The following is a 16,519-nucleotide window of genomic DNA, read 5'->3' as shown; positions in this document are numbered from 1 at the left end:
CCGTTTCCGCCGCGCGGCGGAAACGGGCGGACGTCCGGGGGTGGAAGCGGGCGGACGTCCGGGGCGGCGGAGGGGCCTCAGTGGCCGCGCGCGATCCACGCCTCCAGGTGCGGGGCCTCCGCTCCGATCGTGGTCGTCTCGCCGTGTCCCGTACGGACGACCGTGTCGGCCGGGAGGGTGAGCAGCCGGTCGCGGATGGACTCGATGATCGTCGGGAAGTGGGAGTAGGACCGTCCGGTCGCCCCCGGGCCGCCCTGGAAGAGGGTGTCGCCGGAGAAGAGGGTGCGAAGGCCCGGGTCGTAGAGGCAGACCGCGCCGGGAGCGTGGCCGGGAGTGTGCAGCACGGTCAGATCGGTGCCCGCGGCCTCGATCACCTGCCCGTCCTGGAGCCAGGCGTCGGGCATGCGGTCCGGGTGGGTGAGCTTCCACAGCGGCAGGTCGTCGGGGTGGAGCCAGATGGTGGCTCCGGTGCGCTCCGCCAGGGCGGGGGCGGCGTCGATGTGGTCGTTGTGGGCGTGGGTGCACACGATCCCGCGCAGACGGCGGTCGCCGACCGCCTTCACGATGGCGTCGGCGTCGTGGGCGGCGTCGATCACGACGGCCTCGTGGTCGTCGCCCACGATCCAGACGTTGTTGTCGACCTCCCAGGTGCCGCCGTCGAGCTCGAACGTGCCCGAGGTGACGAGGTGTTCGATGCGCGCGGCCATCAGAACGTCACCACCGAGCGCAGCACGTCGCCGTGGTGCATCCGCTCGAAAGCCGCCTCGATGTCGTCCAGGGCGATCGTCTCGCTCACGAACGCGCCCAGGTCCAGGCGTCCTTGGAGGTGCAGGTCGATCAGCATCGGGAAGTCGCGGGAGGGCAGGCAGTCGCCGTACCAGGACGACTTGAGCGTGCCGCCGCGGCCGAAGACGTCGATCAGCGGGAGTTCGAGCAACATGTCGGGGGTGGGCACGCCGACGAGGACGACCGTGCCGGCCAGGTCGCGGGCGTAGAAGGCCTGCGTGTACGTCTCGGGGCGGCCGACGGCCTCGATGACGACGTCGGCGCCGAAGCCGCCGGTGAGTTCGCGGATCGCCTCGACGGGGTCGGTGGAGCGGGAGTTGACGGTGTGCGTAGCGCCGAGCTTCTCGGCGCTCGTGAGCTTGCGGTCGTCGATGTCCACGGCGATGATCTTCGCCGCCCCCGCGAGCCGGGAGCCCGCGATCGCCGCGTCTCCGACCCCGCCGCAGCCGATGACGGCGACGGTGTCGCCCCGTCCGACGTTGCCGGTGTTGATGGCGGCCCCGATGCCTGCCATCACTCCGCAGCCGAGCAGTCCGGCGACCGCCGGGGAGACCGACGGGTCGACCTTGGTGCACTGTCCGGCCGCGACCAGCGTCTTCTCGGCGAAGGCGCCGATCCCGAGCGCCGGGGACAGCTCGGTGCCGTCCGTAAGAGTCATCTTCTGCTTCGCGTTGTGGGTGTCGAAGCAGTACCAGGGGCGTCCGCGCAGACAGGCACGGCACTGTCCGCACACCGCGCGCCAGTTGAGGATCACGAAGTCGCCGGGCGCCACGTCCGTGACACCGGCGCCGACCGACTCCACGACTCCGGCCGCCTCGTGGCCGAGCAGGAACGGGAAGTCGTCGTTGATCCCGCCCTGCTTGTAGTGCAGGTCCGTGTGGCAGACCCCGCACGCCTGGATCTTCACCACTGCCTCGCCCGGTCCCGGATCGGGCACGACGATCGTCTCGACGCGCACCGGCTCGTTCTTGCCCGGTGCGACCACGCCCCGTACTTCCTGCGCCATGTGAGTGAGCCCTTCCCTTGATGGACCTTCCGTCGATCGACCCTACGGGGTGACCTGCCGGTAGAAGGCCAGCCGGACCGCGGCGGCTCCGGTCCGGGTACGGCGGACGGCCGAGGGCGGGCAGTCGGCCCGTTCATGCCGCCCGTTCATGCCCGCCCGTGCCCGCCGTCGGCGTGCCCGATCGGCGCCGACGGGGCACTGCCGACACCTCCCAGATACCCCCGGGGGTACCTCTGCTACGGTGGATATACCCCCGGGGGTAATTTTCACCGAGCCGCGAAGCCATCGGGCTTCCCGCGGAGAGGAGTGCAGCCGTGTTCTTCGTCGACACCGTCGAGGTGGCGGGCCTGGGCAACCGGAGCTATCTGGCCGGCGGCCCGCGCACGGCCGTCGCCGTCGACCCGCCCAGGGACGTCGAGCGGGTGATCACGGCCGCGGCCCGGCGGGGCGTGCGGATCGCGTACGTCGTCGAGACGCACCTGCACAACGACTACGTGAGCGGCGGCCTGGAGCTGGCCCGGCTCACCGGGGCCGCCTACCTGGTCCCGGCCGGCGCCCGGGTCGCGTTCGAGCGGGTGCCCGTGGCCGACGGGGACACGGTCCGCGTGGACGCCGGGCTGACCCTGGAGGCGCTGGCCACGCCCGGACACACCCCGCACCACACCTCGTACGTCCTGAAGGAGGACGGACGGGCCGTCGTGGCCTTCACGGGCGGCTCCCTGCTCATCGGCACGGTCGGCCGGCCCGATCTGGTGGAGCCGCGGCTGACCGGGGAACTGGCCCGGGCGCAGCACGCGTCGGCGCACCGGCTCGCCGCGGAGCTGCCCGACGACACCGCCGTCCTGCCCACCCACGGCTTCGGCAGTTTCTGCTCCGCCGGGACCGCCGAGGGCGACGCGACCACGATCGGGCGCGAACGCGCGGACAACGAGGCCCTGGTCAAGGACGTCGACTCGTTCGTCGCGGACCTGCTCGCCGGACTCGACGACGTGCCCGCCTACTACGCCCACATGGGTCCCGCCAACGCCCGGGGTCCGGCCCCCGTCGACCTGACTCCGCCCGGCCTCGCGGACGCCGCGGAGATCGCCGCGCGGCTCGCGGCCGGCGAATGGGTCGTGGACCTGCGCGGCCGGATCGCGTTCGCCGCGGGGCACGTCGCCGGATCGGTCAACTTCGAGGCGGACGGGCAGCTCGCCGTCCACCTGGCCTGGCTGCTGCCCTGGGGCAAGCCGGTGACCCTGCTCGCCGAGTCCCCGCAGCAGCTCGCCCGCGCCCAGCGCGAGCTGGCGCGGGTCGGCGTGGACCGTCCGGCCGCGGCCTCGGTCGGCTCGCCGGCCGACTGGCTGCGCGAGGGCGAACGGCCGCGCACCTTCCGGCGCGCCGACTTCGCCGGACTGGCCGAGGCGTACGTCCCCGGCGAGACCGTGGTCCTGGACGTCCGGCGCGACCGTGAGCGCGCCGGTGAGCACATCACGGGGTCGGTGCACATCCCCGTGCACCAGGTACGCGACCGGCTCGCGGAGATACCCGCCGGGACCGTCTGGGTGCACTGCGCCGGGGGCATGCGGGCCGCGATCGCCGCCTCGCTGCTGGACGCGGCGGGCCGCGACGTCGTGGCCGTCGACGACGCCTTCACCGCCGCGTCGGCCTCCGGCCTCCCCATGACCCGAAACACCCCCACCGGTCCCACGGGCTCCGCGGGTCCGGCCTCCCCTGCCGCTCCCGCAGACCCCACCGCCGCCACAGGTCCCACGGACTCCGCAGGTCCGGCGGACTCCACAGGTCCGGCCGTTCCCGTCGGCCTCGCCGCTGCCACGGGTCCTGTCGGCCCGGCCGCCGACCCCGCCACTCCCGCTCGCCCCGCCGACCCCACCGCCCCTGCCGTCCCCGTCAGCCCTGTCGGCCCCGCCGGCCTCGGCACGGTCCGCAGCGTGCCCGGGGACCCCGCGGCATGAGTGCTCTGGTGCTCGCTCTCGTCGCCGGGGCCGTGACCGGGCTCGCTCTCGGGGCGCTCGGGGGCGGCGGGAGCGTGCTGGCCGTGCCCGCCCTGATCTACCTGCTCGGTTTCACCCCCTCGGCGGCCACCACCGCGAGCCTGGTCATCGTCACCCTCACCTCGGCGGCCGCCCTGTCGGCGCACGCCCGGCAGGGCACCGTCCGCTGGCGTGCCGGAGCGCTGTTCGCGGCGGCCGGGCTGATCCCGGCGGCACTGGGCGGGGCGGTCTCCGGACTGCTGCCTCCGGCCGTGCTGACCGGCGCGTTCGCACTGGTCGCGGGCCTCGCGGCGTTCCGGATGCTCCGGCCCGCGGCCCGCGCGGCGGAGGCGGCGCCGGCGGGGACCGGCCTGATCACCGGGACCGGCGCCGGCCTCGGCGCGGTCACCGGGGTCCTGGGGGTGGGCGGCGGCTTCCTCGCCGTACCGGCCCTGGTGAACGTCGTGGGTCTGCGGATGCGTGCCGCCGTCGGCACCAGCCTGCTGGTGATCACGGCGAACTCGCTCACCGCGCTGCTCGCCCGCGCGGGAACGGCGCAGAACCTCGACTGGGCGGTCGTCGGGCCGTTCGCCGCGGCGGCCGTCCTCGGCGCGTGGGACGGCAAGCGGCTCGCGGCCCGGGTGTCCGGCGGCGCGCTCCGGCGGATCTTCGCCTGGGCCCTGCTGGCCGTGGCCGCGCTGATGCTGCTGGACGTCGTGCCGTGAGGCTCAGGCCAGCGACAGGAAGAGCTTCTCCAGCCGGGCCCGCATCTGCTCCGTGGTCTCCCCGTTCTTCGAGCCCTTCTCGGCGTCGGTCAGACACTGCTGGAGCCCGGTGGCGATGATCGCGAAGCCGGCCCGGTCCAGGGCGCGGGAGGCGGCGGCGAGCTGGGTGACCACGTCCTCGCAGTCGCGCCCCTCCTCGATCATCCGGATCACGCCGGAGATCTGTCCCTGCGCCCGGCGCAGCCGGTTCAGCACCGACTTCAGTTCGTCACCCGCGAGTTCCAGTTCCACGAACACTCCTCAATCCATACCCCTAGGGGTATCGTACTCCGCTTCCGCGGGGCGCCCCCGAAAAGCCAAGGATGACACTCCGCATGAACACTCCCGTCTCCCTCGACGTCGACCAGGCCCGCGACCGTCTCGCCGAGCTGACCGTCATCGACGTCCGCACCCCCGGCGAGTACGCCTCCGGCCACCTCCCGGGCGCCCTGAACGTTCCGCTGGACCGGCTCCGCCGTGCGCTGCCCGTGCTCGGGAGGACCCGCGCCGGGCTGCTCATGGTCTGCGCCTCCGGCAACCGCTCGGCGAGCGCCTGCGCCCTGCTGGCCGAGCACGGCGTGACGGCGGCCACGCTCACCGGCGGCACCGGCGCCTGGGCGGAGCGCGGACACGAACTGCACCGTCCGGCCACCACCGTGCGGGCCGGCTGGTCCATGGAGCGCCAGGTCCGGTTCACCGCCGGGACCGTCGTCCTCACCGGTCTCGGCCTCGGACTCCTGCACCCCGCCTGGCAGTTGCTCTCCGCCGGGGTCGCGGGCGGACTGGTCTTCTCGGCGCTCACGAACACCTGCGGCATGGCCGCGCTGCTCTCCAGGCTCCCGCACAACCGGCCCCGCCCGGCGGACCTCGACGCGACCCTCGCGGCACTCGAGGAGCGCGTGTCCTGAAGTCCCCGCGGATCCGGGGCAGTCGGTGCCGCTCCGGCAAGGAAGCCCGTGGCGGTTCCTTGGCGACGGCCCGGCTCTCCTCTATGGTGATGCCTTCTTTCCGCCTCGGGGGCGGCCGTGCGTGCGCGGCCGCGCCCGGCCGGGCGGTGAGGCACGTCCCATCCGGATACGCAGGCGACTGATCATGGTCAAGAACCGACACCCGGCCGGGCAGACCGCCCCCGGGACCATCTCCGCGGCCCCCGTCGGCCCGTGCGCGGGCCTGGAAGTGATCTCGCTGGCCGCGCTGCGCGCCCGGGTCCGGGCCCACGGCACCGATCCCGGCGCACCGCAGCGCCCCGGCTTCCATCAGGTCCTCACGCTGGCCTCCGGCGGACTGCGCCAGACCGTGGACTTCACCGCCCACGACGTCGAGCGGGACTCCTGGCTGTGGACGCGCCCCGGGCAGGTCGTGCAGTGGGGGGATCTCGGGCGGGCCGAGGGGACGCTGATCGCGTTCGAGCGGGATTTCCCGGGCGCGGCCACCGTCCACGCGGCCCGTCTCGACGATCCGCACGCCCGCGTGCTGTCCACTCCGAAGGGCGAGGCCGCCGCCTCGTTGCGGGTGGCCGCCGAGCACTTGGAGCACGAGTTCCGGGCACCCGGACTGCCGCACGACGCGCACGACGCCGTACTGCGTCACCTGCTGGACGTGCTGATCCTGCGCCTGGCCCACCTGGAGGGGGCGGACGTCCGTCCCGCCGGGACCAGAGAAACCTTTCTTCGCTTCCGTGCGACCGTCGAGCGGGACTTCGCGCGCACCCGCCGGGTGGACGACTACGCCCTCGCCCTCGGTTACTCGGCCCGTACGCTCTCCCGGGCCACCCTCGAATCGGCGGGGACCGGCGCCAAGGAGTTCATCGACCGCCGGGTGGTCCTGGAGGCCAAGCGGCTGCTCGCCCACACCGACCTGGCCGCCGCCCGCATCGCCGACCGGCTCGGCTTCTCCAGCGCCACGAACTTCGCCAAGTACTTCCACCAGCGTGCGGGGCAGGCCCCCATCGCGTTCCGCACGGCGGTACGCGGCCGGGGCGCGGCCGTCCCCCCGGCACGGGACGGACGGGATGCCGCCGCCGACAGAACCTAGCGCCGTGGCCGGAAGGCGCGCAGGGCAGCTGCGTTTGCCGTGCGCCCCGAGGCGGAGGACGCTCGATACTGAGGCGCCTCGCGGTCGGCTCGTGGCCGGCCCGCGCCTTCCTGAGGAGGTCACCCATGGGCACAACGGCAGCCCCCGCCTTCGACGTAGAGGCGCTGCGCCGGGGCATCGAAGGACACACTGCGGCAGATCTGCTGTCGCTCTACGCGGACGACGCCGAACTGCGCATCGTCGACCGCAACACCCAGCCCAGTCACCCGATGGTCAAACACGGCCGCACCGAGATCGCGGAGATGCTCGAGGACGTCTACAGCCGGGACATGACGCACAAGATGGACCGGTGCGTCGTCGAGGGCGACCACGTCGCCTACACCGAGACCTGCGTGTACGCGGACGGTGTCCGGGTGCTGAGCACGTCGATGATGTCGTTGCGCGACGGCAAGATCGTCGAACAGACGCTGGTACAGGCATGGGACGAGTAGGGAGGAACCGGCCGAAGGTCCAGGTCACGTCCGTCCGACCTGGACCTTCTCCGTGGGCGCGGCGACGGGGCCCCGTCGTGCCCGGCCGGTGCGCGCCCGTTCCCGGGGCGGGCGGGCCGCCCTTCAGAGCTGGGTCATGACCGCCCCGGCGACGGGTGCCGTCCTCAGGAGCATCGGGGAGGCCCGGTCCACGAAGTCGTGCAGGACCGCCGAATGGGCCGTGTCGCCCCCGAGTTCGCGCAGGAGGCGGTGAGCGCGGTCGCGGAAGGCGCCGATGCCGTCCTCGAACAGGCGCAGCACCTCCGGTGCGAGGAGGACGTCGGTGAGCGCCGCCTCGGCGGCGGGAGAGCTGCGGGCGGCGGCGTGCAGTTCCAGAATGTGGCCCGCGGAACCGTGGTCGGCGTTCTCCACCGCGCACGCCAGCAGATACGTCACCGTGCCGTTCGCCAGGTCCTCGTTGCGGCCGGTCAGGATGTCCTGCTGGTCGTTGAACAACTGCCACAGGACGCCGAAGACGTTGCCGAACTCCCGCCAGAGTTCGACCTTCTCCTCCGAGCAGCCGGCCAGTCGTGCGGCCATGGCGGTGACCATGCTGTACGGCGCGCCGGACTTCCCGAGGTACGCCGCGACGACGGCGTCGCGCGTGGCCGCGCCCACGTCCGCGCGAAGGTCCCTCAACTGCCCCTCGACCGCGCCGATCCAGCACCGTACGACCTCGGCCGACAGCGGGCCGCGCGCCTTCCGCGGGATACGGGGCGACTGGACGACGAGCAGGGGAAGGGGAATTCCGCCGATGACCGTGGCGAGCAGCGCTTCGCTCTCGCCCAGAGCGCCGGCGGCGAAGACGACCTGGCCGTCGGCGAGGTCGTCCAGGTAGCACGCGGAGGTCCACCACAGCTCATGGACGACGGCCAGCGGGACGGCCGGTCCGGGTGCCCCCGTCTCCACGGCGTGGACGATCATCGGCAGCACGGAATGGGGATAGGCGAAGGTCCGGTGCGCCAGGAGTTCGGCGACCGCCGCCCGGACGGACCCGGCCGACGGGCCCAGCATGTCGAGCGCCCGGTTCCGCTCCGCCTCGATGTCCGCGGCCATCTCCCGATGCAGATCCATGTACGACTTCACCCGCACGCAGCCCACCCCACCCCAGTTGTTTCGAGCGCCGATTCGATCATTCGCCATGATGACGAGCCAGAGCAACTTTGCGCCATGGCCGGTTTGTTGAGAACTCCCCCGCCCCTCCACCGGTCGAGGGCGGGCCACGGGGCGCGGTCCTCGCCATACTGGATCCCGTGCGAGTAGCGATCATGACCGCGGGTTCACGGGGCGACGTGGCGCCGTTCACCGGGCTCGGGCACGGCCTGGTGCGGGCCGGGCACGAGGTGACCCTGGTGACGCACGGATGCTTCGCGGACCTGGTGCCGGGTTCCGGGGTGGGGTTCCACGCCCTGCCCGTCGATCCGCGGGCCGAGCTGGAGTCCGTCCGGGGGCGGCGGCTCCACCGGAGCGTCACGGGCGCCGGGAAGATCATCGGGCTCGCCGGGCTGGCCCGGTCGCTCGCCGGGCGGCTGGCCGACGGCATGGTCGCGGCCGCCCGCGCCTGCGACGTCCTGCTGCTGTCCGGTTCGGTGGGACCGCTCGGGTACGCCGTGGCGGAGGGGCTGGGCCTGCCCAGCATGGGAGTGCACCTCCAGCCACTGGAACCGACCGGGGAGTTCGCGCCACCGGTGGCCGGCGCCGGCTCCTGGGGACCCGCGGTCAACCGCGCGGCCGGGTACGGGGTGAACCTGGCCGTCGAGCGGGTCTTCGCCGAGACGGTGCGGGAGCTGCGCGAGGGGTTCGGCCTGCCGCCCGTCGGTCCCGTCGCGGCCCGTCGCGCCCGCGAGCGGCGGGCCTGGCCGGTGCACCACGGGTTCAGCCCCCTGGTGGTGCCCCGGCCGCGGGACTGGAGACGCGGGCTCGACGTCTGCGGTTACTGGTGGCCCTGGGACGGCGAGGACACCCCGCTCCCCGACGCGCTGGAGGACTTCCTCGGCGCGGGTCCCGCTCCGGTCTTCGTGGGCCTGGGCAGCGCGACCGTCCCCGATCCCGGGCGGCTGAGCGGCGAGATCGTACGGGCCCTGCGGGCCGCCGGGCTGCGCGGGGTGATCCAGCGGGGCTGGGGCGGGCTGTGCGCCGAGGGCGACGACATGTTCACCGTCGGCGAGGTGCCGCACTCCCTCCTGTTCCCCCGCGTGGCGGCGGTGGTGCATCACGCCGGGGCCGGCACGACGGCGGCGGGGCTGCGGGCCGGGGTCCCCGCCGTGCCCGTGCCGGTCCAGTTCGACGAGGGTTTCTGGGCGGCGCGGCTCGTCGCGCTCGGCGTCGCGCCCGGCAGCCTGCCGCCCGGCGGACTGCGCGCCGAGCGGCTGGCGCCGGCCCTGGTCCGGGCGACCACGGATCCCGCGTACCGGCGGAACGCACGGGATCTGGCGGAGCGCCTCGGCACGGAGGACGGGGTGGCCCCGGTCGCGAGGGCGCTCATCCGGCTCGAACACCCCGGACGCCCCTGAGGGCCACCGGGACGCCCCCGCCTCCGGACCGATGACCCCGGCAGCCCTGATGGCCCCGGCGGGCCCGGCAGCCCTGGCGGCCCCGACCGTCCCACGGCCTCCGCGACTCCGACCGACCTGACCGCCCGGGCAGCCCCAGGGGGCCCGGCGGCCCTGACGGCTCCGGCGACTCCAACGGCTCCGGCCGCCCCGGCGGCCCCGCACCGAACCGGTCGTGTCCGTCTACGGGCTCGTGGCCCCCTCCGTGCCCCAGTCGGCGGGGCGCAGGATCGCGAGCAGCTGGCGGACCAGTTCCTCCACCACCTCGTCCAGGGTCGCGTCCACCCAGCCGGCGTTCCAGTCGTGCAGCAGGCCGTTCACACTGCCGATGAAGGCCGTGGCGGCCAGCCGGTAGTCGCGCGGCGCCGCCTCGCCCCGGGCGACGGCGCCCGCAGCCTCACCGCAGATGAACTCCACCCAGCGGGCCCGGCGGGCGAGCCGCTGCTCCTCCAGCCGCTCGCTCACGCCGATGATCTCCACGAAGGTGATGCGGATACGGCGCGGATCACCCGTCACGTTCGCGGCGTAGGCACGGAAGAGGGCGGTGGCACGCTCGGCGAGCGGCAGGTCCCGGGCCTCGGCGAGCGCGTCGAGAGCGGCTCGTTCGGCCCAGTCGTTGACCTGGAGGTGGAGCGCCGCCAGGACGTCCTCGAGGCCACGGAACGCCTCGTAGAACTGGCGCGTGGACAGTCCGGCGGCCTCGCTGAGGGCCGCCACGGTCGTGGACCGGTACCCGGGTCCGGCGCCGAAGAGTTCGAGCCCCGCGTCGAGGAAACGGCGGCGGCGTTCCGCCTGCCGTTCCTCCGCAGTCCTGCCGCCGTACCGGCCGGTGGGCTGTCTGAGCCTGCCCGCCACGTGTTCCTCCCCAGGGCCGAACCGGCGTTCGCCCCTCCGGCGATTTTCTCGCTCCCCGACCCTTGTGAAGAGGCTCCCCCACTCCTTACTTTCCAGTAAGTGCATTTTGAAAGCGGGCATGTTCAGATCTCCGACGGTCATGCCCCGGCATCCACGCACGTCGCGCACGCACAGCACGCTCCTGGTTCACCGTGCCCTCACCCGCACGCCCCCACTACGACAGGGACCCTCCATGTCCGTGCTCAGAGCCAGACACCTCTGCACTCTCGCCGCGGCCCTCACGCTCACCCTCGGCGGCACGGCGACCGCCGCCTCCGCCGCCGGCGGGCGGGCCGCCGCCGATCTGCGCGAGGTGATGTTCGTCGGCAACAACTGGGAAGGCACCTCGGACGTCATCGCGTCCTCCGGGGACTTCGCGAAGGTCGGCCGGATCGACGTCATCCCGGACAAGGCCGAACGGATGGCGGCGATCAACGCCGATCCCATCAAGTGGGCCTATTTCATGGGCATCCGCAACGGCGTGGGCGAGGGGCACGACCAGTTCGTCGACGACATGTACTCCACGCCCGACGGCAGGTCGGTGGTGGTCTCGCGCCCGAGTTTCGCCGACGTGGTCTCGATCGACCTCGCCACCGGGCGGATCAACTGGCGTTTCCCCGTGTCGGGTTACCGCTCGGACCACATGGCCGTCTCGCCCGACGGCACCCGGGTGGCGGTGTCGGCCTCCACCGCGAACACCGTGCACGTGCTCGACATCGCGACCGGCCGGCAGCTCGGTTCGTTCGCCACCGGCGACAAACCGCACGAGAACGTCTTCACCCGCGACGGCAAGTACATCTGGAACATGGCCATCGGTGACGTGACCACCGCTCTCGACGAGCCCTGGCTGGACTGGACGAAGGGTGACCGGAAGATCACCGTCGTCGACGCGGCCACCTTCAGGCAGGTGAAGGTGATCGACATGCGCCAGCGCCTCGACGCCATCGGCCTCAGGGACTACTCGGACGCCGTGCGCCCGGCCGTCTTCTCGCCGGACGAGTCCAAGCTGTACTTCCAGGTGTCGTTCTTCAACGGCTTCCTGGAGTACGACGTGGCGACCGACAGGATCACCCGGGTGAAGACCCTCCCGAAGAACCCCGCCACCAGCAGCGACCGTACGACCTGGGTCAACGACTCGCGCCACCACGGCATTTCGATGAACCCCTCGGGCACCGCGCTGTGCGTCGCGGGGACGATGGACGACTACGCGACGGTCGTCGACCGCGCGACCCTCCAGGAGGGGCCGCTGGTCCCCGCCTCCAAGCCGTACTGGGCGACCGTGAGCGGCGACGGCAAGGACTGCGTCGTCTCCGAGAGCGGCGCCGACCAGGTCACCGCCATCGACTTCGCCACCGGGCGGAAGACGGTGTCGGTGCCGGTCGGCGACCACCCCCAGCGGGTCAGGATCGGCCATGTCGAGGCGAACTGGAGCGGTCCGTCCGGGAACTGACCGGGGATCAGCCGAACCGCGCGGCGGCCCAGGCGGCGAGTTCGGTCCTGGCGCCGTTCAGCAGGGCGGCGGACGGGGCGCTCGCCCCGTTCGTGACCAGCGCGTAGTGCACGGTTCCCGGGCCGGACGCGGTGAGCAGGAGGCGGCGGCTTCCGGTGCCGCCCGGTTCGGGAGCCACGGCGACGGGCGTGGCCGGGGTGTAGACGGGCGGCGAGACGAGCGCGCCGAGATCGGACACCACCGTCGTGACCGCGGCGGGGAACGAGGCCGGCAGATGGAGTTCCGTCGGGGCGGAGCCGCCGTCGGAACGCCAGACGAGCAGGCCGTACTGGCCCGTTCCCACCAGTTGGGAGACCTGGGGAAGGCTGGAGGGCACCGGGTTCCAGGTCAGCGTGGTGGAGCCGTCGCGGGAGCGGTCCTCGTAGGTGAAGGCGAGGGTGGAGCCCGCGGTGGCGCCGGGGTAGAGGCGGTCGAGGAGCCGGGCGTCCTGGCGCAGTACGGCCGTGCCCGAGTCGTCGAGGCGCACGGCGGACAGGTCCTCGTCGTTCCAGGCGTCACCCGAGGTCAGCACCTTGCCCGGGTTGTCGTTCATCAGCTCGTGGTGACGGCCGCTGTAGATGTCCCACTGCCACTGGGTACCGGACAGGACCGGCCCGGACGAGGCCGCCCCGGACCACCAACCGGAGCCCTTCAGGCGGGAGTCGAGGGCCTGGTACATCGCCTTGTCCACGGTCGGGGCCTTGTCCGAGACCGTGCCGGAGAGCGGGTGGCCGAACTCGCCGACGACCGCCGCGGTCCCGGCGGCCGAGGCCCGGTCCCGGACGGCCGCGAAGTCGCTCGTGTACTGGCCGTCCGACGCCTTGCCCCACATGAGGACGCCCGAGATGGCCTTCTGGTCGTAGAAGTGGGTGTTGAACACGTAGCGCGGGCCGAGGGTGCCCGCGTCGAGCAGTCCGCCCTCCTGTCTCTGGGAGGCGATGTTGGCGTTCCAGAAGAGGTTCGGCTCCACGAAGGCGGGCTTGTCCTGCCAGCCGGCCGCGTCCATGCGGGCGCGGAACTTCCCGTAGAACGGCCAGAGCAGGTCGCGCTCCCAGGTGCGGCTGGTCTGGCCGGAGTCGTAACTGCCCGCGTAGGGCTCGTTGTACGGGTCGAAGCCGACGACGCCCGCGAACTCGGCCGCGGTGAGGTGCTGCCGGACGTACGTCATGACGGCCTGGGCCGTGACGAGGAAGGCGTCCTGGAGCCCGTGGGAGTTGTGCCAGAAGTCGTACTGCGCGGCCTTGACGGCGTTGTTCTGGGTGATGTTCTGGCCCCAGAAGAGGCAGATGCCGCAGGACTCCTGCGGGTAACCGCCCGCGGCCACCGCCCACTCGGGGGCGCCGTCGCCCGAGTACCAGCTTCCCGAGTTGAAGAGGTACCGGGAGTGGAGGTCCTGGTGGAAGTCGGGGAAGACGCGGATCCCCACGTCGAGGAAGGCGCGCATCTGGTCGGTGACCGCGGCGAGGTAGGCGGTGTCGACCTGGCCGCGGACCGGCTCGGCGTGTGCCCAGGACAGCAGGAAGCGCACGGAGTTGCCGCCGCCGAGGGCGCGCAGCGCGGTCGCGGACTTCGTCGCGTCGGCGGCCGAGGCGAAGGGAAGTCCGCCGTTCTCCTCCAGCTTGGTCTCGCCGGAGACGTTGTAGCCGCGCAGGACGACCTCTCGGCCGAGACCGTCGGTGAAGCGGCCGTTCGCGACCGTGAGGGCCGCGGCCGGCTGGTCGAACCAGAGGGAGTCGGGGAGTCCGTCCGCGGCGGCGGGCCGGGTGCCCGTCGTCGTGAGGAAACCGGTGAGGAGTACGAGGACGCCGAGCAGACGCGCACGTAACTTTGGCATGTCCACAACAGTCCTGCCGGTGTCCGGAGCCGTCAACACCTCTGACTCATGAGTAAGTTTCTCGTTTCACCCGCCGCCGCACGGGGGCCGGCGACGCGCCCCCGTTCGACGGGCCCGCACCACGAGCGGCGGCTTCGCCCCGTCAGTCGAGCGTGATCTCGCTCCAGACCTGCTTCCCGCCGCTCACCGGCACCGTGCCCCAGGTCGCCGACATCGCCTCGACTAGCAGGATGCCCCGGCCCCCGGTGGCCTCCCAGCCGATGCTGGTGGGCTTGATCGGCGTACGGGGCGAGTTGTCGGCGACCGCGATGCGCAGGCGGTGGTTGACGAGGGTGAGGTCGAGCCTGACCTGGCCGTCGGTGTGCACCAGGGCGTTGGTGACGAGCTCCGAGACGATCAGCAGGGCGGCGTCCGTGTACTGGCCGACGCCCCAGCTGCGCAGGGCGCGCCGGGTGTAGCGGCGGGCGTGCCGCACCGCCTCGGGGACCCGCCAGACGGTCCAGCTCTCGCGGAGCGGCAGCACGTCCATGCCGTCGTAGCGCATCAGCAGGAGGGCCACGTCGTCGCTGCGGTTGGCCCCCGTGAGCAGTTCGTCGGCGACGAGACCGAGGTGGGCGGGGTCGGCCCCGGCCAGGCCCTCGGCGAGCCGCTTCAGACCGTCCTCCACGTCGACCTCGACGGACTCGACCAGGCCGTCGGTGGTCAGCGCGACGATGGTGCCGGGCTGGAGCCTCAGCGAGCTCATGGGGAAGTCGGTCTGCCGGATGACGCCGAGGGGCGGCCCGGTCTCCGACTCGGGAACCTCCGTTCGGCCGTTCGCGTGACGCAGCACGGGCGGGATGTGTCCGGCCCGCACGTACCAGGCGGCCCCTTCCTCCATGTCGACGTCGACGTAGCAGCAGGTGGCGAAGAGGTCGGTCTCCATGTCGAGCAGGAGCCGGTTGGCGTGCGACACCACCACGTCCGGCGGGTGGCCCTCGACGGCGTAGGCGCGCAGGGCGGTGCGCATCTGGCCCATGACGGTCGCGGCCGAGGCGTTGTGCCCCTGGACGTCACCGATGACGAGGGCGACGTGGTTGTCGGGCAGCGGGATGACGTCGTACCAGTCGCCGCCGACGTCGAGGCCCGAGGTGGTGGGCAGATAGCGGGCGACGGCGGCCGCGCCGGGCAGCCCGGGCAGCCGGCGCGGGAGCAGGGTCCGCTGGAGCATGCTGATCAGTTCGTGCTCGGCGTCGAAGGCGTGGGCGCGCACCAGCGCCTGGCCGGCGAGACCGGCGGAGGCGGTGAGCAGCGCTCGCTCCTCGGGGCCGAACTCGTGCGGGGTGTCCCAGCCGATCAGGCAGGCGCCCGCCATGCGGCCGCCCGCGGGCAGCGGCAGGACGGCGAGCCCCCCGGGGCCGACCTCGGCGAGCGCGGGTTCCAGGTCCGCGCCGGCGGGCCAGATGGCGGGCCGCCCCTCGTTGAGGGCCGCGGCGAGCGTGGGCATGGCCCGGACGGGCGCGTCGGGCCACTCCGAGCGCCACTCGCTGCGCCACAGCTCGGGCCAGAACTCGGGCTCCGGCGGGTCCAGGAGCGTGACGACGAGCCGGTCGCCCTCCAGCTCGGCGACGGCGATCCGGTCGGCCTGGAGGGGCTTGCGCAGGGCGGCGACGACGGCCTGGCCGACGTCGCGGACGGTGCCGGCGGTGGCGAGGGAGGCGGCGAGGCGCTGGACGCGGCCCACGTCGTTCAGGCCGGAGCGCAGCTTGGAGGCGTCGGAGACGGTGCCCACGAGCCGTGCGGGCCTGCCCTCCGCGGAGGGCAGCAGCCGGGCGCGCAGCCGGAGCCACTTGTGTCCGCCGGACGGCTGGAGGATGCGGAACTCCAGTTCGCGGTCGCCGACGGACGTGTGGTCCGGTTCGACCGCGGACATCAGCGCCGGGAGGTCCTCGGGCACGGCCATCGACAGCAGGGTCTCGACCTTGCCGTCGAAGGCGGTGGGGGACAGTCCGAACAGGTCGAGCACCTCGTGGTCGACCTCGACGTGCCCGGTGTCCATGGCGAGGCTGAAGCGGTTGGCGGGCAGGTCCGCCGGCGCGTCCGGCGACGGGGGCGGACAGACGACGGCGTCGGCGATCAGCCCGAGGCAGGCCCGGTCCTCGGTGCCGAAGCCGGCGGGGCTCTCGCTGACGGCGACCAGGCAGCCGTCGTCCCGCAGGGGCAGTGCGGCCAGCGAGAAGCCCTGGAAGGCCGGCCGGCCCGCGTCGGCGCAGCGGGCGAGCTCCTCGGGGCCGAGCCAGCGGGGCCGTCCCGAGCGCAGGGCCTCGGCGGCCGGGGAGCCGCCGGACAGGGGGTAGCCGTCGCGGAGCCCGTACAGCGTCCTGGGCACCCCCGCGGACTCGGCCAGGTGCAGTTCACCGCCGCTCGCACTCGGTGAGTACACGGCGGCCACGGTCGCACCGGTGAAGACGAGAGCCTGCTCCAGCAGGCGGTGCAGCCGTTCGCGCGGGTCGAGATCCGCGGTGAGCGTCTTCAGGGCGAGTTCGGCACGCGACGTTCTCGTTCCGCGTTCCGCAGCACCCTCACTGACCACGCCGTCATTACAGCGCTTCCCGGGCTCGGGCGCAGCCCCTGTGACCGCTCCGAACGCGTCGGGCCTGCGGTGAAGTCCGTGCGGG

13 protein-coding genes and 1 pseudogene are annotated in these 16,519 nt (G+C 73.1%); 7 read left to right on the top strand and 7 right to left on the bottom strand.

Annotated features, from left to right (window positions below):
- Positions 1-77: 77 nt before the first annotated feature.
- Positions 78-707, bottom strand: coding sequence for an MBL fold metallo-hydrolase (locus ACFW6B_RS24985; protein ID WP_386598916.1), 630 nt, complete (start codon positions 705-707; stop codon positions 78-80).
- Positions 707-1,792, bottom strand: coding sequence for an S-(hydroxymethyl)mycothiol dehydrogenase (locus tag ACFW6B_RS24980; protein WP_386598914.1), 1,086 nt, complete (start codon positions 1,790-1,792; stop codon positions 707-709). The genes ACFW6B_RS24985 and ACFW6B_RS24980 overlap by 1 nt, the downstream gene beginning before the upstream one ends.
- 314 nt (positions 1,793-2,106) lie before the next feature.
- Here ACFW6B_RS24980 and ACFW6B_RS24975 point away from each other — a divergent pair.
- Together ACFW6B_RS24975 and ACFW6B_RS24970 are read left to right on the top strand one after the other, a co-directional pair.
- Positions 2,107-3,450, top strand: a pseudogene (locus ACFW6B_RS24975) (rhodanese-like domain-containing protein); the annotation flags it as partial.
- A gap of 293 nt (positions 3,451-3,743) precedes the next feature.
- Entirely contained in the window at positions 3,744-4,490 is a 747-nt protein-coding gene (locus tag ACFW6B_RS24970; RefSeq protein ID WP_386598912.1) for a sulfite exporter TauE/SafE family protein, read from the top strand.
- Between the two features lie 3 nt (positions 4,491-4,493).
- Here the strand turns inward: ACFW6B_RS24970 and ACFW6B_RS24965 are convergent, their stop codons facing one another.
- Positions 4,494-4,781, bottom strand: a complete 288-nt coding sequence (locus ACFW6B_RS24965; RefSeq protein ID WP_386598910.1) for a metal-sensitive transcriptional regulator — start codon at positions 4,779-4,781, stop codon at positions 4,494-4,496.
- An 83-nt stretch (positions 4,782-4,864) separates the two neighbouring features.
- Between ACFW6B_RS24965 and ACFW6B_RS24960 the strand changes: the two genes are divergently transcribed.
- From ACFW6B_RS24960 to ACFW6B_RS24950, 3 genes are all read left to right on the top strand, one after another.
- Positions 4,865-5,437: a rhodanese-like domain-containing protein gene (locus tag ACFW6B_RS24960; protein WP_386598908.1), complete on the top strand. Its 573-nt coding sequence runs from the start codon at positions 4,865-4,867 to the stop codon at positions 5,435-5,437.
- A 184-nt stretch (positions 5,438-5,621) separates the two neighbouring features.
- The gene (locus ACFW6B_RS24955) at positions 5,622-6,563 is read left to right on the top strand and encodes a helix-turn-helix transcriptional regulator (RefSeq protein ID WP_386598906.1); all 942 of its coding nucleotides are present in this window, start codon (positions 5,622-5,624) and stop codon (positions 6,561-6,563) included.
- Positions 6,564-6,688: 125 nt separating this feature from the next.
- Positions 6,689-7,054, top strand: coding sequence for a nuclear transport factor 2 family protein (locus ACFW6B_RS24950; RefSeq protein ID WP_386598904.1), 366 nt, complete (start codon positions 6,689-6,691; stop codon positions 7,052-7,054).
- A 123-nt stretch (positions 7,055-7,177) separates the two neighbouring features.
- Here ACFW6B_RS24950 and ACFW6B_RS24945 read toward each other — a convergent pair whose 3' ends face one another.
- Positions 7,178-8,167: a polyprenyl synthetase family protein gene (locus ACFW6B_RS24945; RefSeq protein WP_386598902.1), complete on the bottom strand. Its 990-nt coding sequence runs from the start codon at positions 8,165-8,167 to the stop codon at positions 7,178-7,180.
- 194 nt (positions 8,168-8,361) lie between these two features.
- Between ACFW6B_RS24945 and ACFW6B_RS24940 the strand changes: the two genes are divergently transcribed.
- Complete coding sequence (locus tag ACFW6B_RS24940) at positions 8,362-9,606, top strand: glycosyltransferase (RefSeq protein WP_386599020.1); 1,245 nt, start codon at positions 8,362-8,364, stop codon at positions 9,604-9,606.
- Between the two features lie 222 nt (positions 9,607-9,828).
- On the opposite strand, the gene ACFW6B_RS24935 is transcribed toward ACFW6B_RS24940, so the two are convergent.
- Positions 9,829-10,500, bottom strand: a complete 672-nt coding sequence (locus ACFW6B_RS24935) for a TetR/AcrR family transcriptional regulator (RefSeq protein ID WP_386598900.1) — start codon at positions 10,498-10,500, stop codon at positions 9,829-9,831.
- Between the two features lie 232 nt (positions 10,501-10,732).
- On the opposite strand from ACFW6B_RS24935, the gene ACFW6B_RS24930 reads away from it, so the two are divergent.
- Positions 10,733-11,989, top strand: coding sequence for a YncE family protein (locus ACFW6B_RS24930; RefSeq protein ID WP_386598898.1), 1,257 nt, complete (start codon positions 10,733-10,735; stop codon positions 11,987-11,989).
- Positions 11,990-11,996: 7 nt separating this feature from the next.
- Here the strand turns inward: ACFW6B_RS24930 and ACFW6B_RS24925 are convergent, their stop codons facing one another.
- Positions 11,997-13,862 carry a cellulase family glycosylhydrolase gene (locus ACFW6B_RS24925; RefSeq protein WP_386598896.1) on the bottom strand — a complete coding sequence of 622 codons (1,866 nt, stop codon included), beginning with the start codon at positions 13,860-13,862 and terminating at the stop codon, positions 11,997-11,999.
- Positions 13,863-14,004: 142 nt separating this feature from the next.
- Positions 14,005-16,434, bottom strand: a complete 2,430-nt coding sequence (locus ACFW6B_RS24920) for a SpoIIE family protein phosphatase (RefSeq protein WP_386598894.1) — start codon at positions 16,432-16,434, stop codon at positions 14,005-14,007.
- Positions 16,435-16,519: the final 85 nt, after the last annotated feature.

It is taken from the genome of Streptomyces sp. NPDC058751 (assembly GCF_042746485.1).
Classification (GTDB): Bacteria; Actinomycetota; Actinomycetes; order Streptomycetales; family Streptomycetaceae; genus Streptomyces.
Note: the sequence above shows the minus strand (reverse complement) of the source record. Positions and strands in the feature narration are given on the sequence as shown.

Coding starts and splice junctions, on each gene's coding strand:
- ACFW6B_RS24985 (WP_386598916.1), bottom strand. CDS start 707: ATGGCCGCGCGCATCGAACACCTCGTCACCTCGGGCACGTTCGAGCTC.
- ACFW6B_RS24980 (WP_386598914.1), bottom strand. CDS start 1,792: ATGGCGCAGGAAGTACGGGGCGTGGTCGCACCGGGCAAGAACGAGCCG.
- ACFW6B_RS24970 (WP_386598912.1), top strand. CDS start 3,744: ATGAGTGCTCTGGTGCTCGCTCTCGTCGCCGGGGCCGTGACCGGGCTC.
- ACFW6B_RS24960 (WP_386598908.1), top strand. CDS start 4,865: ATGAACACTCCCGTCTCCCTCGACGTCGACCAGGCCCGCGACCGTCTC.
- ACFW6B_RS24955 (WP_386598906.1), top strand. CDS start 5,622: ATGGTCAAGAACCGACACCCGGCCGGGCAGACCGCCCCCGGGACCATC.
- ACFW6B_RS24950 (WP_386598904.1), top strand. CDS start 6,689: ATGGGCACAACGGCAGCCCCCGCCTTCGACGTAGAGGCGCTGCGCCGG.
- ACFW6B_RS24945 (WP_386598902.1), bottom strand. CDS start 8,167: ATGGATCTGCATCGGGAGATGGCCGCGGACATCGAGGCGGAGCGGAAC.
- ACFW6B_RS24940 (WP_386599020.1), top strand. CDS start 8,362: ATGACCGCGGGTTCACGGGGCGACGTGGCGCCGTTCACCGGGCTCGGG.
- ACFW6B_RS24930 (WP_386598898.1), top strand. CDS start 10,733: ATGTCCGTGCTCAGAGCCAGACACCTCTGCACTCTCGCCGCGGCCCTC.
- ACFW6B_RS24925 (WP_386598896.1), bottom strand. CDS start 13,862: ATGCCAAAGTTACGTGCGCGTCTGCTCGGCGTCCTCGTACTCCTCACC.